The 26223-nt window shown below is 62.9% G+C and carries 21 protein-coding genes; 8 read left to right on the top strand and 13 right to left on the bottom strand.

Annotation, left to right across the window (positions count from 1 at the left end; translation table 11 throughout):
• Positions 1-42: 42 nt before the first annotated feature.
• On the bottom strand, positions 43-786 hold the full coding sequence (locus EOD29_RS24780; RefSeq protein ID WP_127239786.1) for an alanyl-tRNA editing protein: 744 nt from the start codon (positions 784-786) through the stop codon (positions 43-45).
• Positions 786-1820, bottom strand: a complete 1035-nt coding sequence (locus tag EOD29_RS24775) for a cysteine synthase A (protein WP_127248187.1) — start codon at positions 1818-1820, stop codon at positions 786-788. Before EOD29_RS24775 ends, EOD29_RS24780 begins: the two co-directional genes overlap by 1 nt.
• A gap of 194 nt (positions 1821-2014) precedes the next feature.
• Between EOD29_RS24775 and EOD29_RS24770 the strand changes: the two genes are divergently transcribed.
• Both EOD29_RS24770 and EOD29_RS24765 read left to right on the top strand, forming a co-directional pair.
• On the top strand, positions 2015-2833 hold the full coding sequence (locus tag EOD29_RS24770) for an SDR family oxidoreductase (RefSeq protein WP_127248186.1): 819 nt from the start codon (positions 2015-2017) through the stop codon (positions 2831-2833).
• 189 nt (positions 2834-3022) lie between these two features.
• Entirely contained in the window at positions 3023-4012 is a 990-nt protein-coding gene (locus tag EOD29_RS24765; protein ID WP_127248185.1) for an alpha/beta fold hydrolase, read from the top strand.
• A gap of 65 nt (positions 4013-4077) precedes the next feature.
• Here EOD29_RS24765 and EOD29_RS24760 read toward each other — a convergent pair whose 3' ends face one another.
• Positions 4078-5526: a DEAD/DEAH box helicase gene (locus tag EOD29_RS24760; RefSeq protein ID WP_164763830.1), complete on the bottom strand. Its 1449-nt coding sequence runs from the start codon at positions 5524-5526 to the stop codon at positions 4078-4080.
• 397 nt (positions 5527-5923) lie between these two features.
• On the opposite strand from EOD29_RS24760, the gene EOD29_RS24755 reads away from it, so the two are divergent.
• The 3 genes from EOD29_RS24755 (at position 5924) to waaF (ending at position 9723) form a co-directional block, all read left to right on the top strand.
• Positions 5924-7456, top strand: coding sequence for an acyl-CoA carboxylase subunit beta (locus EOD29_RS24755; protein ID WP_067321426.1), 1533 nt, complete (start codon positions 5924-5926; stop codon positions 7454-7456).
• 410 nt (positions 7457-7866) lie between these two features.
• Entirely contained in the window at positions 7867-8643 is a 777-nt protein-coding gene (locus EOD29_RS24750) for a glycosyltransferase (RefSeq protein ID WP_245322435.1), read from the top strand.
• A gap of 12 nt (positions 8644-8655) precedes the next feature.
• Positions 8656-9723, top strand: coding sequence for a lipopolysaccharide heptosyltransferase II (waaF, locus tag EOD29_RS24745; protein WP_245475417.1), 1068 nt, complete (start codon positions 8656-8658; stop codon positions 9721-9723).
• A gap of 4 nt (positions 9724-9727) precedes the next feature.
• Here the strand turns inward: waaF and EOD29_RS24740 are convergent, their stop codons facing one another.
• Together EOD29_RS24740 and EOD29_RS24735 are read right to left on the bottom strand one after the other, a co-directional pair.
• Complete coding sequence (locus EOD29_RS24740; RefSeq protein WP_245475416.1) at positions 9728-11641, bottom strand: hypothetical protein; 1914 nt, start codon at positions 11639-11641, stop codon at positions 9728-9730.
• An 82-nt stretch (positions 11642-11723) separates the two neighbouring features.
• On the bottom strand, positions 11724-13250 hold the full coding sequence (locus EOD29_RS24735) for an NAD(P)H-hydrate dehydratase (protein WP_127248184.1): 1527 nt from the start codon (positions 13248-13250) through the stop codon (positions 11724-11726).
• Between the two features lie 346 nt (positions 13251-13596).
• Here EOD29_RS24735 and EOD29_RS24730 point away from each other — a divergent pair, with 346 nt between their 5' ends.
• On the top strand, positions 13597-13935 hold the full coding sequence (locus EOD29_RS24730; protein ID WP_006205430.1) for a P-II family nitrogen regulator: 339 nt from the start codon (positions 13597-13599) through the stop codon (positions 13933-13935).
• A gap of 60 nt (positions 13936-13995) precedes the next feature.
• On the top strand, positions 13996-15405 hold the full coding sequence (gene glnA, locus EOD29_RS24725; protein ID WP_066989632.1) for a type I glutamate--ammonia ligase: 1410 nt from the start codon (positions 13996-13998) through the stop codon (positions 15403-15405).
• 236 nt (positions 15406-15641) lie between these two features.
• Here the strand turns inward: glnA and EOD29_RS24720 are convergent, their stop codons facing one another.
• Positions 15642-16682, bottom strand: coding sequence for a glutamine synthetase beta-grasp domain-containing protein (locus tag EOD29_RS24720; protein ID WP_066989630.1), 1041 nt, complete (start codon positions 16680-16682; stop codon positions 15642-15644).
• A 308-nt stretch (positions 16683-16990) separates the two neighbouring features.
• On the opposite strand from EOD29_RS24720, the gene EOD29_RS24715 reads away from it, so the two are divergent.
• Positions 16991-17185 (top strand): DUF2735 domain-containing protein, encoded by a 195-nt coding sequence (locus tag EOD29_RS24715; protein WP_127248183.1) that lies wholly within the window; start codon positions 16991-16993, stop codon positions 17183-17185.
• A 77-nt stretch (positions 17186-17262) separates the two neighbouring features.
• On the opposite strand, the gene EOD29_RS24710 is transcribed toward EOD29_RS24715, so the two are convergent.
• From EOD29_RS24710 to EOD29_RS24680, 7 genes are all read right to left on the bottom strand, one after another.
• Positions 17263-19152 carry an MFS transporter gene (locus tag EOD29_RS24710; RefSeq protein ID WP_095780452.1) on the bottom strand — a complete coding sequence of 630 codons (1890 nt, stop codon included), beginning with the start codon at positions 19150-19152 and terminating at the stop codon, positions 17263-17265.
• Positions 19153-19331: 179 nt separating this feature from the next.
• Positions 19332-20123 carry an ATP12 family chaperone protein gene (locus tag EOD29_RS24705; RefSeq protein ID WP_127248182.1) on the bottom strand — a complete coding sequence of 264 codons (792 nt, stop codon included), beginning with the start codon at positions 20121-20123 and terminating at the stop codon, positions 19332-19334.
• Positions 20124-20133: 10 nt separating this feature from the next.
• Complete coding sequence (locus tag EOD29_RS24700; protein ID WP_164763835.1) at positions 20134-21009, bottom strand: DMT family transporter; 876 nt, start codon at positions 21007-21009, stop codon at positions 20134-20136.
• Positions 21010-21050: 41 nt separating this feature from the next.
• Positions 21051-22037, bottom strand: coding sequence for an RluA family pseudouridine synthase (locus EOD29_RS24695; protein WP_127248180.1), 987 nt, complete (start codon positions 22035-22037; stop codon positions 21051-21053).
• Between the two features lie 122 nt (positions 22038-22159).
• Complete coding sequence (locus EOD29_RS24690) at positions 22160-22990, bottom strand: aspartyl/asparaginyl beta-hydroxylase domain-containing protein (RefSeq protein WP_127248179.1); 831 nt, start codon at positions 22988-22990, stop codon at positions 22160-22162.
• A gap of 200 nt (positions 22991-23190) precedes the next feature.
• Entirely contained in the window at positions 23191-24498 is a 1308-nt protein-coding gene (locus tag EOD29_RS24685) for a replication-associated recombination protein A (RefSeq protein ID WP_127248178.1), read from the bottom strand.
• A 44-nt stretch (positions 24499-24542) separates the two neighbouring features.
• Positions 24543-26036 carry a DegQ family serine endoprotease gene (locus EOD29_RS24680; protein ID WP_127248177.1) on the bottom strand — a complete coding sequence of 498 codons (1494 nt, stop codon included), beginning with the start codon at positions 26034-26036 and terminating at the stop codon, positions 24543-24545.
• Positions 26037-26223: the final 187 nt, after the last annotated feature.

Genomic DNA, 26223 nt, shown 5'->3' with positions numbered 1-26223 from the left:
CCTCTCCTGCCCGCTCCTCGCGACTTTGGTAGGTGTTGCTCGTCAATTCGTCGGCATCGGCCCGAAGCGGATGCGGAAGCGCCTGTTCTCGCGGCCCTTCTTTTCGATCTTGCCGATATGGATCTCGCCGATTTCGCCGGTGCTCTTCACATGGGTGCCGCCGCAAGGCTGACTGTCGATTGAGGCATTCTCGCCGATGCAGACCAAGCGAATGCGGCCGGTGCCGACGGGCGGCCGCACGTTCTTCGATTTGACAAGCCCGGGATTGGCCGAAAGTTCCTCGTCGGTGATCAGCCGCGTGAAGACGGGATGGTTGGCCCGCACAAGCTCCATCAACCTCGCTGTCACGTCCTCCTTGCTGAAGCCGGCATCGGGAATGTCGAAATCGACGCGGCTGTCGTCCTCGGCGACCGCTGCCCCGGTGATCGGAAACGGGCAGACGACGGTGAGCAGATGACACGCGGAGTGCATACGCATCAGAAGATGCCGCCGCCGCCAGTCGATGTCGAGCTTCAGCTTTTCACCGACGGCCGGTAGGGCCTGTTCAGGCGCCGGCACATGGATGATCTCGTCCTTGGTCTCGCCGGTCATGGTGGCGGCGATCGCGATGCGGCTGCCGTCGGCGCGCTCCAACATGCCCGTATCGCCTGGCTGTCCGCCCGACGTGGCATAGAAGATCGTGCGGTCGAGAAGGATGCCGCCGCGGTCATTGATGGCGACGACTTGCGCCTCCGCCGTGCTCAGATAGGCGTCGTCGCGAAACAGCGCTTCGGTTCTCTGCGCCATCAGGCCACCTTTTCGAACGGCACCGGGATGCTGGTTTTTTCGTCCATCCAGCCTGGGACCGGCAGGTTCTTGCTTCGCAGGAACTCGGGATTGAACAGCTTCGACTGGTAGCGCGTGCCGTAGTCGGCGAGGATCGTCACGATGGTATGGCCGGGGCCAAGCTCGCGCGCCAGCCGAATGGCGCCGGCGATGTTAATGCCCGTCGAGCCGCCGACGCACAGTCCCTCTTCCTGGATCAGATCGAAGATGATCGGCAATGCCTCCTCGTCCGGTATCTGGTAGGAGAAGTCCGGCGTGAAGCCGTCGAGATTGGCGGTGATGCGACCCTGGCCTATGCCTTCGGTGATCGAGCTGCCGTCGGCTTTCAGCTCACCGCTGGTATAGAAGCTGTAGAGCGCAGCACCCAACGGATCGGCAAGTCCGATCTTGACTTGCCTGCTCTTGGCCTTGAGTCCGAGCGCAACACCGGCGAGTGTGCCGCCGGAGCCGACGGCTGACACGAAGCCGTCGACCTTGCCGCCGGTTTGGGTCCAGATCTCCTCGGCAGTCGTGCGGATGTGGCCGTCCCGGTTCGCGACATTGTCGAACTGGTTCGCCCAGATCGCGCCGTTCGGCTCCGACCGTGCCATCTGCTCGGCGAGCCGCCCCGAAAGCTTCACATAGTTGTTCGGGTTCTTGTACGGCACGGCCGGCACTTCGATCAGCTCGGCTCCCAGGATCTTGATCGTGTCCTTCTTCTCCTGGCTTTGCGTGTCGGGGATGACAATGACTGTCCGGTAGCCGAGCGCCTTGGCGACCAGCGTGAGGCCAATGCCGGTGTTGCCGGCGGTCCCTTCGACGATGACACCACCGGGCCTCAGCAATCCGCGATGTTCGGCGTCCCTGATGATGAAGAGGCCTGCACGGTCCTTGACCGATTGTCCCGGATTCATGAATTCGGCCTTGCCCAGGATCTCGCAGCCGGTTGCGTCCGAAGCCTTGTTGAGCCGGATCAGGGGGGTGTTGCCGATCGCTTCGATCACATTACGGGGCATGGGGATTCCTTTATGCGTGCGGCGAGACCCTAAAAACCGGAAGCCGCGGTTTCAAGGCAAGATTTTGCCTGGTCCAGTCGCATTCGGGACGCTGCAATGCTCCCGAGCATTTCAACGATGTCATCCAAAAGCGCTCTTTTCATCCCAATTCTTCGCCGCTAGAGCACTAGCCCAGATAATTCGCAGGACTTCCAATGACACTCTACCGGGCCAACCCGAAAGACGGTGTCGCCTGGATCACGGGCGGCAGCAGCGGCCTCGGCCGGGCGCTGGCCAAGGACCTGGCGAGGCAAGGCTATGCCGTCGCGGTGACGGCGCTGGCCAGCGATCCAGCCGATACGCTGCTGGTTGAGACCGCGCAGATGGCCGGCCACGTGAAATCCTTTCCCTGCGATGTGACCGACGAAGAAGGGATGGCACGCACTGTCGCGGCGATCGAGAAGGACATGGGGCCGATCGTGCTCGCCGTCTTCAACGCCGGCAACTACATCGCCACCCCCGGTGAGCATCTCGTGGTGCGCGATTTTCATCGTTCCTTCGCCGTCAATTATTTCGGCATCGTCAACGGACTGGTGCCTGCGGTCGACTATATGCGCACGCGAGGACGCGGGCATGTCGTCCTGGTCGGGTCGGTCACGGCCTATTCCGGCTGGCCGACCACCGCCGCCTATGGCGGCACCAAAGCGGCAATCAACATCCTGGCGGAATCGCTAAAATACGACTTCGACAAGATGAACATCCGCATCCAGGTGATGAATCCGGGCTTCGTCGACACGCCGCTGACCGAGAAGAACATGCTGCCGATGCCGGGCCTGATGCCTGTTCACCGGGCATCGCGCCGCATGGCGCGCGGCATCCGGAGGGGAGGCTTCGAAGTCACTTTCCCCTATCACATAAGCTGGCCGCTGAAGCTGCTGGGCCTGCTGCCGCGACCCGTAGGCCGACTGGTGATCGGGCTGACCACCAGCTGGCGGGGACGGCCGTTGTATTTCGACCGCAAGACGCTGGGCTAAAAAAGTCCAACGGACAAAGCGGCGTAAAGCGCCTCGCGCTGAAACGCATTCAGGCAACGCGCTTTATGCCTTTCTATGCAAGTCGTTTCGCAAAACCGTCGCAGGCTTTGCACGACATCCGCTGATCCGGGAGAGATTGCCTCTCGGTGGGCACCGCCATAGGTTGAGAATTGTTGCTTGGAGTTGGTCATGGGGCGACGGATCTTGCTTGCGGTACTGGGTCTCGTCGTTATCCTCCTCTCAGGCTTTTACCTCGGCCCACGCGTGGCGGTCGATACGACGATCCGTTTCGATCCTTCGGCGATCGGCGACGATCCGCAGGCCTATCTGGCGCGCGAAGAAGCGGCCGTGCCCAATATCCGTGACGGGTTGGACAAGGAGATCATCTGGGCGAATCCGTTGGTTCACGCCAAGACCAAGCTTGCGATCGTCTACATCCACGGGTTTTCGGCATCCAAGGGCGAGATCCGGCCGCTGCCGGACGACGTCGCCGGGGAGATCGAGGCCAATCTCTTCTACACCCGCCTGACCGGCCACGGGCAGGACGGCGCGGCCATTGCCGAAGGCAGCGTGAATGCCTGGATCAACGACTATGAGGAGGCACTGGCGATCGGGCGCGCGGTCGGCGAGAAGGTGATCGTTATCGCCACCTCGACTGGCGCCTCACTGGCGACATGGGCTGCAGCCCAGCCTGGTGCTTCCGACGGCGTCGCGGCAATCGCATTCATCTCGCCTAATTTCGGCGTCAAGGCGTCGGGCGCCGAGGTCCTTACACTGCCTTGGGGCAGAGAGATTGCCGAGCTCGTCGGCGGCAGGGAGCGCAGTTTTCCGGCGCGCAATGCGCTGCACGAAAAATTCTGGACCACCAAATATCCGATCGCGGCGGCCTTGCCGATGGCTGCGCTCACCGAGCTCGCCTATCGCGCGCCGGTCGAGAAGGCGACCATCCCTGCCCTGTTCATCTTCTCGGATGCCGACAAGGTGGTCCGGCCGGACCGCACGCGCGAGGTCGCCGGCCGCTGGGGCGGTCCGCACGAACTGGTGCCGGTCGACGATACGGGCGATCCGGACAACCACGTCATTGCAGGCGATGCGCTATCGCCGCAGACCACGGGCTTTCTGACAGAGCGGATCGTGGTGTGGGTGAAGGCGCTGATGCAGCAGCAATCAAGTCCGTGAGACGACCAACGGCCGGAGCGTTGCTTCCGGCCGTTATGCGATTTCAATCAAACCTCGGTGCGACTTTAAGCGGCCCGGTTCGCAGGACGCTTGCCGCCGAAGCGGCGCTTGTTGTTGCCCTTGAAGCGCTTGAAGCCATCAGGCTTGTGCTCGCCATTCGGCTTGGCGCCCGCAGGACGTTCGCCTTGCGGCTTGGGCGCGAATTGGCGCTCGCCACCGGGCTTGCCGCCGAAGCGCTTCTTGCCGTTGTTGCCGCTGCCGGGACGGCGGCCGTCACGACGGCCGCCATGGTGCTCGCGGTCATTGGCCGGCTCGAAATGACGCTCGGTCCTTTCCTTCGGATCGCGCTGCGGGTCGGGGCTGCCGAGATGATCGGCAATGACGGGAAGCTTCATGCGGATGATGCGCTCGACCTGCCGCAGCTTGCCGTTCTCCGATGGATCGCAAAGCGTGATCGCGATGCCGTCCCTGCCGTTGCGGCCGGTACGGCCGATACGGTGGACATAGCTCTCCGCTTCGTCCGGCAGGTCGAAATTCACGACATGGCTGATGCCTGGGACGTCGATGCCGCGCGCGGCGATATCGGTCGCCACCAAAATACGCACCGAGCCGTCGCGGAAATCGTTGAGCGCCTTCTGACGCGCGTTCTGCGACTTGTTGCCGTGGATCACTGCGGCGTCGAAGCCGTCGCGGGCAAGGTCCTTGGTGACGCGGTCGGCGCCATGCTTGGTGCGCGAGAACACGATGACCGAGCGCATCGCCTCGTCGGCCAGCATCTTGGACAGCACTTGGCGCTTCTGCTTGGTGCGGGCAAGCACCACGCTTTGCACGATCTCGGCCGCCGTCGTGCTCTGCGGGGAGACTTCGATGCGGACGGCGTCCTTCAGCAAGCCCTTGGCGAGTTCCGCGATCTCGTTCGGCATGGTGGCCGAGAACAGCGCGGTCTGGCGGTTCGGCGCGGTCGCCTTGGCGATGCGCTTGACGTCGTTGATGAAGCCCATGTCGAGCATGCGGTCGCCCTCGTCGAGCACCAGCCATTTGGTATCGGCAAGGATGAGGTCGCCTTCCCGCACCAGGTCGGTCAGCCGGCCGGGCGTGGCGATCAGGATATCGACGCCGGGTGCGATCTTCTTCACCTGGCTGTAGCGGGAGACGCCGCCGAGCACGAGCGCGGTCGAGATGTGCGCGCCCTTGGCGAGCAGCTTGATGGTGTCCTCGATCTGTACCGCTAGCTCGCGTGTCGGCGCCAGGATCAGCGCGCGCGCCGTCTTTGGCCGGCGCTTCGTGCCGAGCCCGATGATCTTCGACAGGATCGGCAGCGCGAAAGCCGCCGTCTTGCCCGAACCGGTCTGAGCAATGCCGAATATGTCACGGCCTTCGAGCTGCGGCGGGATCGCCTGCACCTGGATCGGCTTCGGATCCATGAAGCCCGCGGCATTGGCGGCCTTGAGCAGCGCGCCGGTGATTCCAAGGGTAGCGAAACCGTTCTGGTCCGCCTGATTTTCATTGGTCAAAATAGTCTTCTTTCACGCGGCCCTGTAGCCGCAAACATCATGGCGGCAGGGCGCAACCTGCCGTCGAAAAATTGTCAGGAAACGACAAGGCGGCGGACGGGGAGCGTCCGCGCGGCTGCGCTGTCGTGCCCGCAGGCGTCATGCCCCGGGGCTCTTTCGCCAGCTTGCCGATCGACGGGAGGGCCCACCGGAAAGAGGGAAAACAGACGCAACCAGTCTCAATTAGTAGAGAAAGCCGAAGTTCGGCCCAAGCGCCTATGCGACCGCATATGGCCGAGTCCGCCGCAAAATGCAAGGGTGGATGTTGCAGCGCAACAAAACGGCGTGCGAAAAGCGACGCTTGCGCTGCGCTGCCCTCACGATTACCACAAACCACCTTTCTATGGTGGGGGCAGCGATGAAGGACGTGCTGAAGGAACTCGAGCGCCGCCGCGAGATCGCCCGGATGGGCGGCGGCAAGCAACGGATCGAGGCCCAGCACAAGAAGGGCAAGCTCACCGCCCGCGAGCGCATCGACGTCTTCCTCGACGAGGGTTCGTTCGAGGAGTTCGACATGTATGTCGAGCACCGCTCAACCGACTTCGGCATGGAGAAAACCAAGATCGCGGGCGACGGCGTCGTCACAGGCTGGGGCACCGTCAACGGCCGTCCAGTCTACCTTTTTGCCAAGGATTTCACCGTCTTCGGCGGCTCGCTGTCTGAGGCGCATGCCGAGAAGGTGGTCAAGGTGCAGGAGATGGCGCTGCGCAATCGCGCGCCGATCATCGGCCTCTACGACGCGGGCGGCGCACGCATCCAGGAAGGCGTGGCCGCGCTCGGCGGCTATGCCGAGATTTTTCAGCGCAACGTGCTCGCCTCCGGTGTCATCCCGCAGATTTCGCTGATCATGGGCCCGTGCGCCGGCGGCGATGTCTATTCGCCGGCCATGACCGACTTCATCTTCATGGTGCGCGACACCTCCTACATGTTCGTCACCGGGCCGGACGTGGTGAAGACGGTGACCAATGAGACGGTGACGGCCGAAAGCCTCGGCGGCGCCACGGTACACACGACCCGATCCTCCATCGCCGACGGCGCCTATGACAACGATGTCGAGGCGCTGCTGCAGATGCGCCGGCTGATTGACCTGTTGCCGGCGTCCAATACCGCAGAGATTCCCGAGATCGAATGCTACCAGTCGGTGACGGACCATGACATGTCGCTCGACCGGCTGATTCCGGACAACGCCAACAAGCCCTACGACATCAAGGAACTGATCCTGAAGGTTGCCGACGAAGGCGACTTCTTCGAGATCCAGGCGAGCTTCGCCAGGAACATTGTCACCGGCTTCGGCCGTGTGGAGGGGCGAACCGTCGGCTTCGTCGCCAACCAGCCGATGGTTCTGGCCGGCGTGCTCGACTCCGACGCCAGCCGCAAGGCGGCGCGCTTCGTGCGCTTCTGCGACTGCTTCTCGATCCCGATCGTTACCTTGGTCGACGTTCCAGGCTTTCTGCCCGGCACCGCGCAGGAATATGGCGGGCTGATCAAGCATGGCGCAAAACTGCTGTTCGCCTATGCCGAAGCCACCGTGCCGAAGATCACCGTGATCACCCGTAAGGCCTATGGCGGCGCCTATGACGTGATGGCGTCGAAGCACCTGCGCGGCGACATGAACTATGCCTGGCCGACGGCGCAGATCGCGGTGATGGGCGCAAGGGGCGCGGTCGAGATCATCTACCGCAAGGACATCGGCAACGCGGAGAAGATCGCCGCCCACACCAAAGCATACGAGGATCGGTTCCTGTCGCCCTTCGTAGCGGCCGAACGCGGCTATATCGACGAGGTGATCATGCCGCATTCGACGCGCCGCCGGATCGCGCGGGCGCTGCGCATGCTGCGCAACAAGGATATGCAGAACCCCTGGAAGAAGCACGACAACATTCCGCTGTGAGGCGGTGGTGTCGCGACTGGTCCTTGTAGCTGGCAAGCATTTCGGCAGGTCCGCCGTTATTCTCGTTGATTAGCCCCTCTCCTTCCGCTTGGCCTCGCGACGGGGAGTCGCCGACCATCTCAATCGGTGGAACCTCGAAAGCCGGCCGGCGGCTGGAACTCTGGCTTACGCAATCCGTCGTCGGAGGTTGACAACTGGCAACCTCTAATCACATTGAAATCACATCAATGTGATGACGGTGCTGAATGCTAATAACCCTTGCAACAAAGGGCGTCGTTCCGTGCAAAGGCTACGGCGGGATAGAACGTCAGGTCGACTGGCTGGCCACTGAACTGGTCAGGCAGGGCCACCATGTCGTCCTCGTGGCGGGCCCTGGATCGTCACATCCACTGTGCGAAGTCCGGCATGCTGTGAGCGATGCCGAGTGCCGCGCGGCGATCCCCAAGGACACCCAAATCGTCCACCTTCATGCGTGGAAGGTCGAGGTTGACTTCCCGACCCTCAACACCGAGCGGGGCCATTTACCGGATTATCCGCGGCCGCAACCGAACTGGAGCTTCATCAGCGCACGGCACGCCCAGCTGCACGGCCGCAAGACCTTCGTCTACAACGGCTTTCCGGTGGATGACTATCGGCTGGCCGAATCGAAGAGTGATCGCCTCCTCTTCATGGCGGCCATCGCACGCGCCGGAAAGGGCTTGAACCGGGCAGTCGAGCTCGCCAGGAAATTCGACTTTCCCCTCGATATCGCCGGCGGCTCGCGGTGGAAATTGCTCGGCCGAAGTCGGACCCGCCGCGAGGGGGTCTTTTTCAAGAGTCTTTCCCGCCGCTATCGCTTCAACGGCGTCGTCGACGGCGACGACAAGCTGCGCCTGCTGGGCGCATCGAAGGCCTTCCTCAATCCGATCGCCTGGGAAGAGCCTTTCGGCAATGCGCCGGTCGAGGCGATGCTGTGCGGCACGCCCGTTTTGACCACAGCGCGCGGCGCCCTGCCGGAGACGGTGGACACGGATACGGGCCGATTCTTCGAGAGCGACGAGGAGTTCGCCGAAGGTCTTGCCGAGGTCGCAGACCTGTGCATGCGCAAATGCCGTGAATCTGCCGCCGACAGATTTCCGATCGCGAAAACCGCGAAGGCCTATCTGGAACTCTATGCCCGCATCCTTGATGGCGAAGCGCTTCCGTGACAAGGAACCGGCATGCTCGCCGTTCGCGGCGACTGTGTCGGATCGAAAAGGTATCGCGCGTTGCGCCCCATTCTCGTGTTCTGCTTGCCGGCAATCGGCGACTTCATCCGCTGCCATTCGGCAATTCAAATCATAGCAGCGACGTTTCCTGGACAGCCGATCGACGTCATCACCTCGCCGCTGGCCGCGCCCCTGGCGCGCTTGATGCCGCATGTCCGGAAGGCCTGGACCGTTGAAAGGCATTGGAACCCCGGTCTCAAGGAGCGGGCGCGGCTGGCGCGCGAACTCCGCCAGGAGAATTATAACGCAGCCTATCTGCTCACCAGCAGCACCAAGGCGGCCCTGGTGCCGTGGCTGGCGGGCATTCCCGAGCGCATTGGATATCCGCGCGAGCTCCAGTTCGGCATCGTCAACCGACTGCCGTCGGGATGGCTGAGAACCTTCGTGGCCTTCGGCCCGCGCAAGACAAGGCTCGTCGAACAGGTCTGTGCGATCGCGCTCCTCGGCAAGCAGCCCGCCGAAGAAAAACAGCTGCCGGCCCCGCGGCTGGCGATTTCGTCCGAAGACGTTGCCAAGTGGCGCCGGCGCAACGGCGTCGATCCGGCAAGGCCGGTGCTTTCCCTCTATACTTCCGATTTCGAGAACATGCGCTCCTGGCCGCCCGAGCGCTTCGTCTCGGTCGCGCGAAAGCATATCGAACGGGGCTGGTCCGTCTGGCTTGTCGGCGGTCCGCGCGAACGCCAGGCTGCCGCCCAGATTCGCGCCTTGTTGCCTGAGGCGATCGACTTCACCTCGACGCCCGACATTGCGGAGGCCATGCACCAGATCGCGGCCTCCACCGTCTTTCTCGGTGTCGATGGCGGTGTGTCCCATGCAGCCGGCGCCTTAGGCATTCCAAGCGTGCTCATCTTCGGCTCGAACCGATCCTACGTGCATGGACCCTTGAACGAGCAGGTAACCTTCATCGAGCCTCCGATCTCGATACCGAGCTGGGTCCTGAACACGCGCGGTATCAGTGAGCAGCGTGTGCTCGAAGCGCTGGCGGCAAGCGTCGGGAAATACGCACCCCAACCGGTATGACCGCTTACTCCTCGGTGGCGCCAAAGCCCGCGCTCATGCTCGCGCGGGCGGTGTTCGTCCACGGCGTCGCATGATTGTCGATGCGCATCTGGAACAGGAAATAGGTCGGCGAGCAGAAGCCGATGCCCTTGACCCTGCCAGCACCCGGCGTGTCGGACGGCAGCGACTGGCACATATAATCCTCGCGGCAGAAACGATCGGCCGAGCAGGCCGGACGGTTACCGCGATTAACGGCGCCGCCGAGGCATTGGTCGAAATTGTTGGTCGCCACGCAAATATCGAACTTCTTGCCGCCGACCAAGCCGCAGATTTCGCTCGGCATCGGCTTGCCAGCCTTGAAAGCGGAGAAGGCCAGATCCTTCGCGTCGCAGCCGCGATAGGCGAAGCCGCCTGGCACACCGATCTTGGGCGGCCGGCAGGTATAGGCGGTGCGTGAAATGGCGGGCGCGAACGCCGCGAACTGGCCGGTGACGTTGTAACGGTCGTTGAAGGGCTGCGCGGTGTCGCTGGCAATCGTTCCGGTCAAGCAGGGATGGCCGGAAAAGATGTTCCGGCTCTCCTTCGGCAGCAGGCATTGCGCCAGTTTCGTCCTAACCCCTGTAGCGGTCGCGATCGGTGTGCAGACCGTGCCGGCTCCGCATTGCCAGCTGCTGCCGAAGCGGGCGGCGTCTTCCGGCACCAGGCACGGCATGGTCGTCTCGGCCGGCGTATTGGCGATCTCGCCGGTGTCTTTCCACGCGGCGGGTGGTGCGAAGGATAACGGGCGAAACCCGTTCGCTTCTCTGCCTTCCACAGTCTCCTGCAGCCACGCCTCGCGGCGCGGAATCTCGGCATGGAGATGCGGCGAGATGCCGACTTCGATGCGGTTGAGCGGCGAAGTCGTGCTATCGTCGAGGCCGATGAAATGGAATCCTGCGGTCGAGCCCGCCTGATGGCAGCCATGGCAGGCGCCGTTGTCGAGCCGCTCGATCAGGGCTTCAGCCGTGCGCGCCAATGTCAGTTTCGAATAGTCGACCCCGGCAAGCGCCTCCGGTTCGAACAGTGGCGTGAATGGATGATTGGCCTGCCTGGCACTGCCGAAGGTCGACCAGGAGATGACCTTCTTCGCTAGGAATTCATCCGGGATTTCGTAAACGCCGAGATCGATTGCACCGGCATTGGCGCGGACATAGTCCGTAAGCCTCGCCTTCAACCGCGCGTCTTGCGCAAGGCGGATGGTGTCCGGCGTATTTTCGAGCGGTTTCTGGCTGATTGTGGTGCCGTCGATACCGAAGATGCGCATGAGATAGGCGGCCTGACCGCCAAATTCGGTCTCCTGGCCGGAAGGAAAGCGCACCACCTGAGCGTTGAGTTCGAGCTGCTTGAAGGAGAGGCTCGCTTTATCCAGCGGTCCGCCGGACAGCCACCCGGCATCCGCCGCTTCGTCGATCTGCGGCGTCCAGCGCCCGGCGACGCCGGTACAGCCGCCGTCGGCGTCGGGAGCTGCGCGGTAGATGGCACTGAAATTGAACGGCAGCCTCGAGGCCAACACCTTGCCGTTCTTCCTGAAACTATAGGCAAGGCGGTAGATGAAGCGCACCTCGCCGCAGCCCGCTTCCCCACCGAGCTTTGCGAAGTCACGCCGGTCGAGCCGGTTGACGACGCCGACCAGCCGGAAACGCGCCGCGTCGGTCTTCAGCCAGCGCATGTCCATGATGCGGCCGACATTGCCGTCGGTCGCCTCATAGAGCGGCCGGCCGCCTGCTTTCATGTCGGCGCGCAGTGCTGCGACATCGGCCGCTACGGTTTCGACGATGGCGTGGTAGGCCGGCGCCGCGTCATAGAGCGTTTTCAGATCGTCCTTGCCGCTGATGCCAAAAATACCGGCGAATCCGAAGCCATCGGCGTCGAGCTTGGCGAGCACCTGCGGATCGTCCACGACCGTGACCGACCGGCAGCATCAGCCGCCCGCACGCCAAGAACAGCGATGGCAGCGACCGCGACAAGGATCGCCAGCCTCATCATCGGGCAGCCATCCCATTCTCGACCAACGCGTGCAGCACAGGCACCATGGCCAAAGGCAAATCCTCGGCGATCAGGCCGGGTCCGAACCGGCTGCCGGCTTCGGCGTGTATCCAGACAGCCGCGCAGGCCGCTTCGAACGCCGGCATGCCTTGTGCCAGGAGCCCGGCGATGATGCCCGCCAGCACGTCGCCCGAACCCGCGGTGGCAAGCCATGGCGCGCCATTGCCGTTGATCGCGGCGCGGCCGTCAGGTGCTGCGATCACCGTGTCGGCGCCTTTGTAGACGATGACGGCGTTGGCTCGCGCCGCCGCCGCGCGGGTCTTGCTGAGTTTGGAAAGAGCCTTGTCGCCCGCGACCTCGGGGAACAGCCTGCCGAACTCGCCTTCATGCGGCGTCATCACCAGCGCCGGGGCGCCGGACTTTCGGGCAGCCTGGAAAAGCGTCTCAGCCACGTCGCGAAACGAGGTGATGCCGTCGGCGTCGAGCACCAGCCCTTCAACGCCGGTCTCCTGCGCGTGCCCGGCGCCGAGCAGCGCCAGGACAAAATCGCGCGCCTTTTCGCCGACGCCAAACCCCGGGCCGAGCACAAAGGACGAGGGGCGGCTGTCGGCAAGGAACGCACCGAGATCGGCAACTGCGTCGACCTTGCGCAGCATGATCGATGTCAGATGAGCGGCATTGACCTGCATGGCGTTCGCCGGCGACAGCACCGTCACCGCCCCTGCCCCGCTTCTTGCGGCTGCGAGCGCCGACAGGCGCGCGGCACCGGTGGCCGCAGGACCGCCCGAAAAGACACTGACATGACCGCGCTTGTATTTGTGCGCATCGACGGCCGGAACCGGAAAGACAGGCAGCCAGGGCGCCGGCGCATTCTCGAAACTGCGCGGCGCGACTCGAGCGATGATGTCGTCACCGATGCCGATGTCGGCGAGCACGATCTCGCCACACATTTCCCGCCCCGGCAGCAGCAGATGCCCCGGCTTCTTCCGCGCGAACGTCACGGTAACCGCCGCCCGAAATGCGCCGCCGAGGATGGCGCCGCTTTCGCCGGAAACGCCCGAGGGCAGGTCCACGGCGACGACCGGCAAGCCGAGATCCGTAACGACCTGGACGGCCCGGCCGGCATCGCCCGACAGTGCCTTCGAGAGCCCCGCTCCGTACAGCGCGTCGACCACCAGCGATCCCGGTTCGGCCGCGAAGGCAGATAGCGGTCGTGGCTCCAACGGGCAATCGGCTGCAGCCAGCGCGGCATCGCTGCCCGCGCGCGGTTCGCCCGATCTCCACAACGCAACGTCGACACCGCTCTTCCGGAGCAGGCTCGCCACGACATAGCCGTCGCCGCCATTGTTGCCGGGTCCGCAAAGCACGTGCACCCGTGCCGCCGCCGGATAGCGCGCCATGAGCACGGCCGCCACGGCCTCGCCGGCCCGGCGCATCAATCCGTAGCCGTCGAGCGGACCTTGTGCGATCGCCAGCCGGTCGGCTTCGGCCATTTCGGACGGGGAAAGAAGTTCATTGCGCATGGGATTGCCGATCTCCATCCGATCAAGCATTGTCCGATTTGCGGCTCGAAGCAATCAGCGGCGGGCGTATGCATCCCAGAGCGGTGGGCGCCCGGAGGGGAATCTGCCTGCAAATTGCGCTATCTGCTCAAGTTTTGCGCAGACGGATGGAGGAGCGATGTATAGGCTTTGGGCGTCGATGACGCATCCGATGCAGCGGATGACGCGGATTTGCATTCGGGTGCAGCAAGGCATGGAAATCGCCCGATACCGCCCTCAACCTCTGGTAATTGGCACGCTTCGTGCTTGATGAAGGCGCAAGCGGGGCGCGCAACCCGTCTCTTTGGCAGTGGAGGCCACTTTCTACATGAAAAAGATCGAAGCGATCATCAAGCCATTCAAGCTGGACGAAGTGAAGGAAGCGCTTCAGGAAGCCGGGCTGCAAGGCATCACCGTCACCGAAGCCAAGGGTTTCGGTCGGCAGAAGGGCCATACCGAGCTTTATCGGGGCGCCGAGTATGTCGTCGACTTCCTGCCCAAGGTGAAGATCGAGGTCGTGCTCGGCGACGACGCCGTCGAAGGCGCCATCGAAGCCATACGCAAGGCGGCGCAGACCGGCCGCATCGGCGACGGCAAGATCTTCGTCTCCAACATCGAGGAAGTCGTCCGCATCCGCACCGGCGAGACCGGCATGGACGCGGTCTGACTCCACCCGTCTTCCTGAACCGTCATCATCAAAAAACGTCAGCACACAGGGATACATGACATGACGACAGCCAAAGACATCATGAAGCAGATCAAGGACAACGATGTAAAATTCGTCGACCTGCGCTTCACCGATCCGAGGGGCAAGCTGCAGCATGTGACGATGGACGTCGTCGAGGTCGAGGAAGACATGTTCGCCGACGGCGTCATGTTCGACGGCTCCTCGATCGCGGGCTGGAAGGCGATCAACGAGTCCGACATGGTGCTGATGCCGGACACGGATACGGTCCACATGGATCCGTTCTTCGCCCAGTCGACCATGGTGATCCTGTGCGACATCCTCGATCCGATCTCGGGCGAGGCCTATAATCGCGACCCGCGCGGCACTGCCAAGAAAGCCGAAGCCTACATGAAGTCGGAAGGCATCGGCGACACCATCTATGTCGGCCCGGAAGCTGAGTTCTTCGTGTTCGATGACGTCAAGTACAAGGCCGATCCCTATAACACCGGGTTCCGCCTGGACTCGACCGAGCTGCCGTCCAACGACGACACCGACTATGAGACCGGCAATCTCGGCCATCGGCCGCGCATCAAGGGCGGCTACTTCCCTGTGCCGCCGATCGACTCCTGCCAGGACATGCGTTCCGAGATGCTGACAGTGCTCGCTGAAATGGGCGTGCGCGTCGAAAAGCATCACCACGAGGTCGCGGCCGCCCAGCACGAACTCGGCATCAAGTTCGACACGCTGGTGCGCAACGCCGACAAGATGCTGATCTATAAGTATGTCGTGCACCAGGTCGCCAATGCCTATGGCAAGACGGCCACTTTCATGCCGAAGCCGGTGTTCGGCGACAACGGCTCGGGCATGCACGTGCACCAGTCGATCTGGAAGGGCGGCAAGCCGACCTTCGCCGGCAACGAATACGCCGGCTTGTCGGAAACCTGCCTCTTCTACATCGGCGGCATCATCAGGCACGCCAAGGCGATCAACGCCTTCACTAACCCGCTCACCAACTCCTATAAGCGTCTGGTGCCGGGTTACGAAGCGCCGGTGCTGCTCGCCTATTCGGCGCGCAACCGTTCGGCCTCCTGCCGCATTCCGTTCGGCTCCTCGCCGAAGTCGAAGCGCGTCGAGGTCCGCTTCCCCGATCCGGGCGCGAACCCCTATCTCGGCTTTGCCGCCATGCTGATGGCGGGTCTCGACGGCATCAAGAACAAGATTCATCCCGGACAGCCAATGGATAAGGATCTCTACGACCTGCCGCCGAAGGAATTGAAGAAGATCCCGACGGTCTGCGGCTCCCTGCGCGAAGCGTTGCAGAACCTCGACAAGGACCGCGGCTTCCTGAAGGCAGGCGGCGTCTTCGACGACGACCAGATCGACTCTTATATCGAGCTCAAGATGGCCGAGGTGATGCGCTTCGAAATGACCCCGCACCCGGTCGAGTACGACATGTACTATTCGGTGTAAGCGACTGCATTCCCGACAGAAAACAACCCCGGCGAAAGCCGGGGTTTTTTCGTGAACAGCTCGCCAGAGGGCGGAAAGGCCGCAGGACGGGCCTCGTCAGAACAGCAGGCCAGCACTGTCGCGAGAGCGCGGATCTCATCGCCGCCAAGCAAGCCAGGCCTAAAAAAAGCCCCGGCATTTTCGCCAGGGCTTTTTAATCTTCGATGGTGGGGAATGCCGCCCACGCAGTTAAGGCATCACGCCGCAGCCGAGACCTTCGCGTCGGTCGCGACCTCCGAGATCGTCTTCAAGACCTGCGAGGCGATCTGGTAGGGGTCGCCCTGGGAGTTCGGGCGGCGGTCTTCCAGATAGCCCTTGTAGTCGTTCTTGATGAAGGAGTGCGGCACGCGGATCGAGGCACCGCGGTCGGCAACGCCATAGGAGAACTTGTTCCAAGGCGCGGTCTCATGCTTGCCGGTCAGGCGCTTGTCGTTGTCCGGACCATAGACGGCGATGTGATCCATCAGGTTCTTTTCGAACTGGGCCATCAGCGCCTCGAAATAGGCCTTGCCGCCGACTTCGCGCATGTACTTGGTCGAGAAGTTGCAGTGCATGCCCGAGCCGTTCCAATCGGTATCGCCAAGCGGCTTGCAGTGGAACTCGATGTCGATGCCGTACTTTTCGGTAAGGCGCAGCAGCAGGTAGCGCGCCATCCAGATCTGGTCGGCGGCCTTCTTCGAGCCCTTGCCGAAGATCTGGAACTCCCACTGGCCCTTGGCCACTTCGGCGTTGATGCCTTCATGATTGATGCCGGCGGCGAGACAGAGGTCGAGATGCTCCTCGACGATCTGGCGCGCGACATCGCCGACATTCTTGTAGCCGACGCCGGTGTAATAAGGTCCCTGCGGCGCCGGATAGCCGCTCTCGGGGAAGCCGAGCGGGCGGCCATCCTTGTAGAAGAAATATTCCTGCTCAAAGCCGAACCAGGCGTCCTCGTCGTCCAGGATGGTCGCGCGGCTGTTCGAAGCATGCGGGGTGACGCCATCGGGCATCATGACTTCGCACATGACGAGAACGCCGTTGGTGCGCGCCGGATCCGGATAGAGCGCGACCGGCTTCAGCACGCAGTCGGAGCTGCGGCCTTCGGCCTGGTTCGTGGAAGAGCCGTCGAAGCCCCACAGTGGCAGCTGCTCGAGCGTCGGGAACTCGGCAAACTCCTTGATCTGGGTCTTGCCGCGCAGATTGGGGGTCGGGGTGTAGCCGTCGAGCCAGATATACTCGAGTTTGTATTTGGTCATTCCAGTGCCTCTCGTTGCTTGGACGCCGGGGCGGCATCAACGCATGGCCGGACCGAGCCGGCCTGCCGTGCGCTAAAATGCAATTCGTATGCCACTCTGCCTGTCCAGGGTGCGGCAAAGTGGTCATCGCAAAGCGTTGATTTTGCTGAGCCTGCGCAGCAATGCGCGGCGATCGTTCAGGCGCGCTTTCTGCATAAATATTGTGCAATGACTGATCTTTTTGTGAGCATATTGCCTAAATGAATCGCAGAACCTATCTTGGGAACAGATTTGAATCGACTTGCTCCTGAAGAGGTAGGAGGCCGCCAATGGAAGTCACCACGTCCCGTCCGTCGGCAAAGATCCTGATGTTCCCGCTTGCAGGCCGGGCGTCTGCCTCAAAGTTAGGCGCAAAGGCGAAATTCGCGGCAGAGCTTGCCTCGTTGCGCAATACGCACGCAGATTTCGACGGCTGGTACCATCAGGCGGCAATCGAGGAAGAACACAAGCAGCTCAAGAGCTGACCAATTCTTTCCAGCTCGAGACGAGAAAAAGCCCGGCGCTATCGCTCGCGCCGGGCTCTTCATTTGCCGAGTATCGGCTACTGCTTGGCGTCCAGATCGGTGCCCAGCGTATCCCTGACGAAGATCATGCCGATGATCAGCGACATCGCGGCGATCACCACTGGGTACCAGAGGCCGTAATAGATGTCGCCCTTGTAGGCGCTGAGTGCGAACACCGTTGCCGGCAGCAGGCCGCCGAACCAGCCATTGCCGATATGGTAAGGCAGCGACATGCCGGTATAGCGGATGCGGGTCGGGAACATCTCGACCAGGATCGCGGCGATCGGCCCGTAGACCATGGTCACGAACACGACCAGGATGAACAGGATGCCGATCGTCACCGGCCAATTCACCGCCTCCGGATCGGCGACCATGGCAAAGGCACCACCGCCCGGGATGTTGTAGACAATGACCTCGGGGGCGCCGGCCGCTTCCTCCTTGGTCAGCAGCTTGTCGGCGACCGCCTTGTCGGTCGGAACGGTCGTCTTCTCGCCGCCGCGGATCGCCGCCGCATCGAGCTTCAATTCCGGATTGGCTGCGACGAAGGCGTCGAGCTTCTGGTCCGGCACCTTAGCCGCGGCCCGCTTCAGCGGATAGCCGCCATCCTGCAGGGACATGTTGACGGCCTTTTGGAAGGCGGCCTCCTTGGCCTTGGCCTGATCGCCGGCGGCGACGGCGTCATAGGACTGCACCGTCTCGTTGCCGATCTTGACCGTGGCGGCCGTGCCGGGTGCCGCCGTCGAAACGACGTCGTAAGGCACCGAGTTCTTGGTCAGGAACGAGGTCGCGATATCGCAGGATGTCGTGAACTTCGCCGTGCCGACCGGATTGAACTGGAACCTGCAGTCGCCGGGTGCCGCGGTCACCGTTGCGCGCGTGTTCTGCTGTGCGGTGGCCAGCGCCGGATTGGCGGCCCAGGTCAGCGCCTTGAACAGCGGGAAGGTGCAGACGATTCCCAACGCAAGGCCGGCCATGATGATCGGCTTGCGGCCGATCTTGTCGGACAGCCAGCCGAACACGACGAAGAAGATCGAGCCGACGGCAAGCGCGATCGCGATCATGACGTTGACCGACCACGCGTCGACCTTCAGCACGTTCTGCAGGAAGAACAGCGCGTAGAACTGGCCGTTGTACCAGATCACGGCCTGGCCTGCGGTGAGGCCGAGCAGCGCCAGAAGCGCGATCTTGGCGTTCTTCCACTGGCCGAAGGCTTCTGACAGCGGCGCCTTGGAGCCCTTGCCCTCCTCTTTCATGCGCTGGAAGGTCGGCGACTCCGAAAGCGACAGCCGGATCCAGATCGAGATGGCAAGCAGCAGGAAGGAGACGATGAAGGGAATGCGCCAGCCCCAGGCAGCGTAGGTTTCCTTGCTGAGCGAACCCTGGACGATGAGGATGACGATCAGCGACAGGAATAGGCCGAGCGTTGCCGTCGTCTGGATCCAGGAGGTGTAGAAGCCGCGGCGATCGTCCGGCGCGTGCTCGGCGACATAGGTTGCGGCACCGCCATATTCGCCGCCAAGCGCCAGCCCCTGTAGCATGCGCAGCCCGATCAGGATCACCGGCGCCGCGATGCCCCAGCTGGCATAGCCGGGCAGCAGGCCGACCAGGAAGGTCGACAGGCCCATGATCGTCATGGTGACGAGGAAGGTGTATTTGCGGCCGACGAGGTCGCCGATGCGGCCGAACACAAGCGCGCCGAAGGGACGGACGAGGAAGCCGGCGGCGAAAGCCAGCAGCGCGAAGATGTTGCGCGTCGCCTCGGGGATGGTCGGGCTGAAGAAAGTCGCGCCGATGAAGGCGGCCAGCGAACCGTAAAGATAGAAATCGTACCATTCGAAAACGGTACCGAGCGAGGAGGCGAAGATGACCTTCTTTTCCTCCCGCGTCATGCCGCGGCTTTTTCCGCCGGCGGTCGATGCCATTGCCATTGATATATCCTCCCGTGGATCCCGTCTGTCCTCGGTGGCTGCGCGCCACCGTCCGCAATTCCTCCGAACGCGGACTCAAAAACGCGGCCAACGAAGGAAAAAATGGCAGAAAGCGCCCCGGAAAGGCACCGCGACGATGGGATTATGACTTTGGTATTAGATGCAACGCGAAGCGGAGCTCAGGCTTTGAGCGCCTCAAGCAGGCTGACTGCCGCCATCATGTCGCGCTTGCGGGCGGAGCGGCGCGCGACGGCTTCGGCATCCTGCCCCCAGTGCTCGATCTGCCAGTCTTCGTCGACATGGCCGGCGGCCCAGGCCTCCTCGCCGTCGAGCTCGCCGAAGTCGACGGCAAGCGCCAGCAGCGCTGAGCCGGTCAGCGAGGTCATGACGTGGATCGCGGCCAGACGCAGCGGCTCGGCGCGCTGGGCAAGATGAGCGCCAAGGACGGCGATCGTCTCGCGCGGCTGCTCGACATGGATGACACCTTCGGCGAGGTTGAAGCGCACGCCGAGGTTGCTTCTTGCCCAATCGAGAACCGGATCCCAGAGCCTGTTCTGACGGTCTAACAGCCCCTGCGGGCCATCGGCTCGGTAGCAAAGCAGGTCCGACGAAGCGAAGCGCAGGACATCCTCCAGCACCGCTTGCGGGTCGCTGGCCACACCGTCGAGTGCCGTGTTGGCAAGGCGCATCACCGGCATGGTCACAGGGTCGATGATCTCGCGCTGGGCGGAAAATTCGTCAGCAACCAGCGTCGCGGCTCCTTCAGTCGGCAACACCAGCAGCGCCTTTCCCGGCGTGCGGACCGGCCTGCCGTCCAGATGGACGGCAAAACCGCCTTCGACCGGCACTACCGAAACCGCCTTGTAGAAGCGCTTCGGCAGCGGCGTCTTCATCTGGATCTGGGCGCGGCGCACCGGATCGGGATCTGAAAGCTGCTTTCCCGCTTCGAGGTCGTTGAGGATGTCGCGCATCTCGAACTCCTTACGCTGGGACCTGCTTGCGCGACGGCCGATTGACGATGATCAGCCCGGCCGCGATCAGGCCCAGTGCCAGGAAGATCCTGATCGTCAGCGGCTCGCCCAAAAGCACGGCGCCGCACAGAACACCGAACACCGGCGACAGGAAGGCGAAGCTGGACAGGCCTGCCGCCGGATAGCGCGTGAGCAGCCAGAACCACAAAACATAGGTGAAAGCGACGATATAGAAAGACTGGAACATCAATGCCAGTGTCGGCAATGCAGCGATTTCGCGGATCGGCGGGCCGGCGAACGGCATCACAAGGGCACCGACGACGGCGGCGCCCGCGAGTTGATAGAGCAGAAGCTTCTCGGCGCTGGTTTCGACCAGCTTCGATCGCTTGATGACGATGCTGGTCAACGCCCACAGGATGCCCGAGCCAAGACTGAGCAGATCGCCCGTCAGCGTCGCGTCATTGCCGGCGAAGATGCCGTCTGAGAACACGGCCAGAAGGCCGCAGAAGGCAAGCACGAGGCCCCCAAGCTTGCGCGCGTTGATGCGCTCGCCGAGTAAAAAATGGCCGCCGATCAGGACCCAGAACGGCATGGTGTTGACCAGGAGCGTGTTGCGAGCGACGGTCGTGTATTCCAGCCCGATATAGAGAAACAGGAACTCGACGCCGAAGAGCACGCCGACGACAATACCGGCGCTGAGCGTCCCATCCGCTTCAAACAGCTTGATGCCGCGCAACCGGCACCAGCCGAGAACGCACAGCCCGCCGATGATCGAGCGCGCGATCGATACGAAGACCGGATCGTAGCCGGCATAGGAGACCTTGGCGGCGACGTAGTTCAGGCCCCAGGACAATGTCAGCCCGACCATCATGGCGGCCGCGCTCATGTCGACCGCGTCGCGTCGGCCGAATGTATCGGCAGCACCGCTCAATTGTCGTCCTCCGCGCTCTGCTCATCGAAGCCGAGCAGGTTCCAGCTTTGGCGCATATGCGGCGGCATCGGCGCGGTAACATCGATGACGCCCTGGTCTGGATGCGGGATAACGATGCGGCGCGCGTGAAGATGAAGGCGGTTCTGGATGCCGCCGGGAAACTCCCAATTGGTGTCGGCCTCGAAATATTTGGGATCGCCGATGATCGGGCAGCCGATATGGGCGGCATGGACGCGAAGCTGGTGGGTGCGGCCGGTATAAGGTTCCATTTCCAGCCAGGACAGCGACTGCGCCGCCTGCTCGACGACGCGGTAATAGGAAACGGCATGGTCGGCGCCCTTCTCGCCATGCTTGGCGATGCGCACGCGGTCGCCGTCCGGCGTCGCCTCCTTGACAAGCCAGGTCGAGATCTTGTCCTCGCGCTTCGGCGGCACGCCCTTGACCAAGGCCCAATAGGTTTTCTTCGTCTCGCGCGCCCGGAACGCTTCAGACAGCTTCATCGCGGCAAGGCGGGTGCGGGCAACGACCAGCACGCCGGAAGTGTCGCGGTCGAGGCGATGGACGAGGCGCGGCTTCTCGCCCTTCTGGTTGCGCCAGGCCTCCAGCATGTCGTCGACATTGCGCGTGACGCCGGAGCCGCCCTGCACGGCAAGCCCGGCAGGCTTGTTGAAGACGAAGACCTTCGGGTCCTCGTGCTGCAGCATCTTGGCCAGCACATCGGCATCGCCCTGGTTGCGGATCGAATGGCCGGTGAGCGCGGCGTCGCCCTTCTTGTCGACTTCGAGCGGCGGAATGCGCACGGTCTGCCCGGGCTCGACGCGCGTGTCGGCCTTCACGCGGCCGCCATCAACGCGGACCTGGCCCGAGCGCAAGAGCTTTTGCAGGTGACCGAAGCCGAGGCCCGGATAATGAACCTTGAACCAGCGGTCGAGCCGCATGCCCGCTTCGCCGGCCTCCACCGTGATTTGTTCGACACCTGCCATGGTTACGCTTTTCCGGTTGAAAGCGGCGCCATAGCACTAAGGCAGAGAGGTTGCGAGCCAAAGACCCAACAACGGACAAAGATCGCGCCAAAGAGCTTTGCGGAGCCGCAGGCGCGGACGCTTCAGTTTGCGGCGGCCTTCTTGGCCTTGGACGAGCCGATCATGTTCCAGTTCTTGTAGAACATGGAATTGATGCGCTCGACGCTGACCGAAACGATGGCGAGAAGGTTGGCGATCAGGCCGGGGAATGGCGATGGACGGATGATATCCATGAACACGCAGTAGCGGCGTCCGTCATATTCGTTCACCGAACGGTGCAGCAGCGTGTCGTCGAAAATGTAAAGCGGGTTGTCGTGCCAGTAGTTCCTGGCGCCGTTGCACTCGACGAAAATCTCAGCCTTGACCGGCAACAGGTTGTAGAGGATGCGCAGGCTGAGCCGCAGCGGCCCGAAATGCCAGGAAGTCGATTCCTTGCCTCTGAAGACTGAGACCGCGATGGTCTTGATGTATTTGAAGTCCTTGTTGAATTCCGCGACGTTGTCGATCTTGTGCTTGCCATACCACTGATAGACATACATGCCGCGCCGACCGGTGCCGAAATTGGCGTCGATATCGGCGACGATCTCGTCCTTGCGAGCCTTGAAGACGTCGAGAACCTCGTTGACCTCGCGCTGATAGTCTGCGGGGAACTGCTCCAGCTTCCATACGCCCGGGTTCCGATAGCAAAGCAGGTCGACCAAAAGGTTGAACGGCGACAGCAGCCAGGTGAAGATGCCGTTGCCGAGGAAATAGCCGCGGAACAACGACAGATCCTTGTTTGCATTGCGCATCACGTCGATCAGACCGCAGACGATCCAGATCGTGGTCAGGATCGGGATAAAATAAAAGCCAAGCGCGAGAAGCGGGACTGCGATAGCAGCCTGACGAAGAGTCTTACGGGTTTGCTTTGTCATAGTCTTTCGCTTGGGAGCGCGATCCTGTTTGCATGAGCCAAATCACGGCGACCCCCGCCAGCCGTGCGCCTTCATAGGATTTTTCATGACGCGGCACAATCTGGAACAGGTTTGCCCGCTCACGATCGCGCCAGCATCTCGACTTTGCTGTCATGCCGACGAAGCTTCGCCGCCAAGGGCTCGCCGAGCCGCGGAAGCGGCTATTCCCTCTCTTTGCGCAGCTTTGCCCAGTATTCCAGCCGCTTCTTGACCTCGCGCTCGAAACCGCGCTCGGGCGGATCGTAGAAAGTGCGGCGGCCCATCTTTTCCGGGAAATAGTCCTGGCCGGAAAAGGCATCCGGCTCGTCGTGGTCGTAGCGGTAGCCGGCGCCGTAATCCTCTTCCTTCATCAGCTTGGTCGGCGCGTTGAGGATGTGCTTGGGCGGCAGCAGCGAGCCGAATTCCTTGGCCGCTTGTGTCGCCGCCTTGAAGGCGGTGTAGACGGCATTCGACTTGGGCGCGGTGGCGAGATAGACGGTGGCCTCGGCGAAGGCGAGTTCGCCCTCGGGCGAGCCGAGATAATCGTAGGCGTCCTTTGCGGCATTGGCGACGACCAGGGCCTGCGGATCGGCAACCCCGATATCTTCCACCGCCATGCGCACCAGCCGGCGGCCGAGATAGAGCGGATCCTCACCGGCATCGAACATGCGGGCGAGGTAATACAGCGCAGCGTCCGGATCCGAGCCGCGCACCGATTTATGCAGCGCCGAGATCAGGTTGTAATGGCCGTCCTGGCCCTTGTCGTAGATCGGCGCGCGACGCTGGATGACGCGCTGCAGGCCTTCGGGCCCAAACACCTCGCCCGGCTTGGCGGCGCGCCAGACCTCCTCGGCGAGCGTCAGCGAGGCACGACCGTCGCCATCGCTCATGCGGATCAGCATGGCCCGCGCCTCGTCGTCGAGCGGCAGCGCCCTGCCCTCGGTCGCCTCGGCCCGCTCCAGCAGCTTGGCGATGCTGTCCTCGTCCAGCGAGCGGAAGACGAGCACCCGCGCGCGGGACAGAAGCGCCGCGTTCAGCTCGAAGGATGGGTTCTCCGTCGTGGCGCCGACCAGCACCACCGTGCCGTCTTCCATGACCGGCAAAAAACCATCCTGCTGGGCACGATTGAAGCGATGGATCTCGTCGACGAAGAGCAGCGTCTGGCGGCCATTGGTCCGGCGCAGTTTTGCTGCCTCGAACACTTTCTTCAGGTCGGCGACGCCGGAAAACACCGCCGATATCTGCTCGAAGGCAAGGTGGGTTTCGCCGGCGAGCAACCGCGCCACCGTCGTCTTGCCGGTGCCGGGCGGGCCCCAGAAGATCATCGAGCCGAGCGTGCCGGAATTGATCAGCCGCGTCAGCGCGCCATCCGGGCCGGTCAAGTGCTCCTGGCCGACAACCTCGCCAAGGGTCTTCGGGCGCAACCGGTCAGCCAGCGGCCGGCCAGGCGGCGCCTTCTCTGGTTCATCGACGCTGAACAGATCGGCCATGCACTTTTATTTGGTTGGAACGCGGCCCCTTTTCCAGAGCCTGCTCAGTAACGCAACACCTGGCGCAGTATCTGCCCACCGCGCTCGACGGTAAACCGCCACCACCGCGTGTCCTGCTGCGCAATCTGTGCCAGCGTCGCCGCCTTATCGATGCTGGTGCCGTTCACTTCGCGCACGATGTCGCCCGGTTGGAAGCCGAAATCGGCGGCCGGTGAATCGCGGTTGATGTCGACCACGGTGACCCCCTTCATGTCGGTGCGCAGCCCGAGACGCTGGGCAAGGCGCGGCGAAAGCTCTGCCACCTTGGCGCCGGCGAAGGGGCTGCGGCCATGCAGCGTGACCTCGCTCGGCTTCGCACCTTCGGGGGCGCGCTCCAGCGCAATCTCAAGCGTTGCCTGCTGGCCCTTGCTCAGCACTGCGAAGGTCGCCTTGGTACCGATCGACAGCGTCGCCATGCGGTAATCCAGCGCCTCGATGCTTTCGACCGGGGTGTTGTTGAGCGACAGCATGACGTCGCCAGGCTTGAGCCCCGCCTTGCCGGCCGGTCCGGCCCCATCGACCGACGAGACCAGCGCGCCTGTCGGCTTTTCCATGCCAAGCGATTCCGCGATCTGGGGTGTCACGGCTTCAAACTCGGCGCCGATATAGGGCCGCTCGAAGAAATCCAGGCCGGCTTTGGCGGCGTCGGCGAAGGCCCTGACCATGTTCGACGGAATGGCGAAACCGATACCGATCGAGCCGCCGCTGCGGCTATAGATAGCCGTGTTGATGCCGACCAGCTGGCCGCCCATGTTGATCAGCGCGCCGCCGGAATTGCCGGGATTGATGGCGGCGTCGGTCTGGATGAAATAGCCGGAGTCGGAAACGCCGATATGGCTGCGGGCAAGCGCCGAAACGATCCCGCTGGTGGTCGTCTGGCCGACGCCGAAGGGATTGCCGATGGCGAGCACCAGGTCGCCGACCTCGAGCGCGTCGGAATCGCCGATGGCGATCACCGGGAACGGCTTGTCGGCGGAGATTTTGAGCACGGCAAGATCCAGTGTCTCGTCCTTCAGCATCACCTTGGATGTGAACTCGCGCCCGTCGGCCGTCGCGACCTTCACCTCGTCGGCATCCTTGATGACATGGTAGTTGGTGACGATCACGCCGCTCGGATCGACCAGCACGCCGGAACCGAGCGAAGACTGCGCGCGCGGCTGCGCGCGGCCGAAGAACTCCTCGAAGAAGGGATCGCCCTCGAACGGCGAGGTCACCTTTGCGGTCTGCGAGGCATAGACGTTGACCACGGCCGGCGCCGTCTGCTTGACTAGCGGCGCAAACGAAAGCTGCACCTCCTCGCGGCCGAACGGCACGCGCTTGTCGGGCCCGGAAGTGGAGTTCTCGCCCTCGACGCCATGCAAGAGATCGGTCAGCACGTCGGAAAGGCCAGGGTCGGCCGGCTTGGCGGCATCTTCTGCGAATGCCTGTCTGACGCTAGGAGCCGCGGCGAAAGCGGCAAGCGTGCAAACCGCAATAAGAAACAGCCGTTTGAGGTGCATTCCGAATCCTCCAGATCGGGCGCCATTGTCCCGACGATTGTGCAGAATGAAAGGCTAATGCACGGAAATACGATGCTTGTCGCGCAAAAGCGTGAGAACGAGAACGAAAATCCGCTCGCCCTGCTCGGTGGTTTCAGAACGAAAAAGGGGCCCCGAAGGCCCCTTGAATTCATTCGCTGAAAACCTG

This window comes from Mesorhizobium sp. M1A.T.Ca.IN.004.03.1.1 (assembly GCF_003997555.1).
Lineage (GTDB): Bacteria > Pseudomonadota > Alphaproteobacteria > Rhizobiales > Rhizobiaceae > Mesorhizobium.
This window is presented reverse-complemented; position numbering and strand designations above follow the sequence as displayed.

Coding starts and splice junctions, on each gene's coding strand:
- EOD29_RS24780 (WP_127239786.1), bottom strand. CDS start 786: ATGGCGCAGAGAACCGAAGCGCTGTTTCGCGACGACGCCTATCTGAGC.
- EOD29_RS24775 (WP_127248187.1), bottom strand. CDS start 1,820: ATGCCCCGTAATGTGATCGAAGCGATCGGCAACACCCCCCTGATCCGG.
- EOD29_RS24770 (WP_127248186.1), top strand. CDS start 2,015: ATGACACTCTACCGGGCCAACCCGAAAGACGGTGTCGCCTGGATCACG.
- EOD29_RS24765 (WP_127248185.1), top strand. CDS start 3,023: ATGGGGCGACGGATCTTGCTTGCGGTACTGGGTCTCGTCGTTATCCTC.
- EOD29_RS24755 (WP_067321426.1), top strand. CDS start 5,924: ATGAAGGACGTGCTGAAGGAACTCGAGCGCCGCCGCGAGATCGCCCGG.
- waaF (WP_245475417.1), top strand. CDS start 8,656: ATGCTCGCCGTTCGCGGCGACTGTGTCGGATCGAAAAGGTATCGCGCG.
- EOD29_RS24735 (WP_127248184.1), bottom strand. CDS start 13,250: ATGCGCAATGAACTTCTTTCCCCGTCCGAAATGGCCGAAGCCGACCGG.
- EOD29_RS24730 (WP_006205430.1), top strand. CDS start 13,597: ATGAAAAAGATCGAAGCGATCATCAAGCCATTCAAGCTGGACGAAGTG.
- glnA (WP_066989632.1), top strand. CDS start 13,996: ATGACGACAGCCAAAGACATCATGAAGCAGATCAAGGACAACGATGTA.
- EOD29_RS24720 (WP_066989630.1), bottom strand. CDS start 16,682: ATGACCAAATACAAACTCGAGTATATCTGGCTCGACGGCTACACCCCG.
- EOD29_RS24715 (WP_127248183.1), top strand. CDS start 16,991: ATGGAAGTCACCACGTCCCGTCCGTCGGCAAAGATCCTGATGTTCCCG.
- EOD29_RS24710 (WP_095780452.1), bottom strand. CDS start 19,152: ATGGCAATGGCATCGACCGCCGGCGGAAAAAGCCGCGGCATGACGCGG.
- EOD29_RS24705 (WP_127248182.1), bottom strand. CDS start 20,123: ATGCGCGACATCCTCAACGACCTCGAAGCGGGAAAGCAGCTTTCAGAT.
- EOD29_RS24700 (WP_164763835.1), bottom strand. CDS start 21,009: ATGAGCGCGGCCGCCATGATGGTCGGGCTGACATTGTCCTGGGGCCTG.
- EOD29_RS24695 (WP_127248180.1), bottom strand. CDS start 22,037: ATGGCAGGTGTCGAACAAATCACGGTGGAGGCCGGCGAAGCGGGCATG.
- EOD29_RS24690 (WP_127248179.1), bottom strand. CDS start 22,990: ATGACAAAGCAAACCCGTAAGACTCTTCGTCAGGCTGCTATCGCAGTC.
- EOD29_RS24685 (WP_127248178.1), bottom strand. CDS start 24,498: ATGGCCGATCTGTTCAGCGTCGATGAACCAGAGAAGGCGCCGCCTGGC.
- EOD29_RS24680 (WP_127248177.1), bottom strand. CDS start 26,036: ATGCACCTCAAACGGCTGTTTCTTATTGCGGTTTGCACGCTTGCCGCT.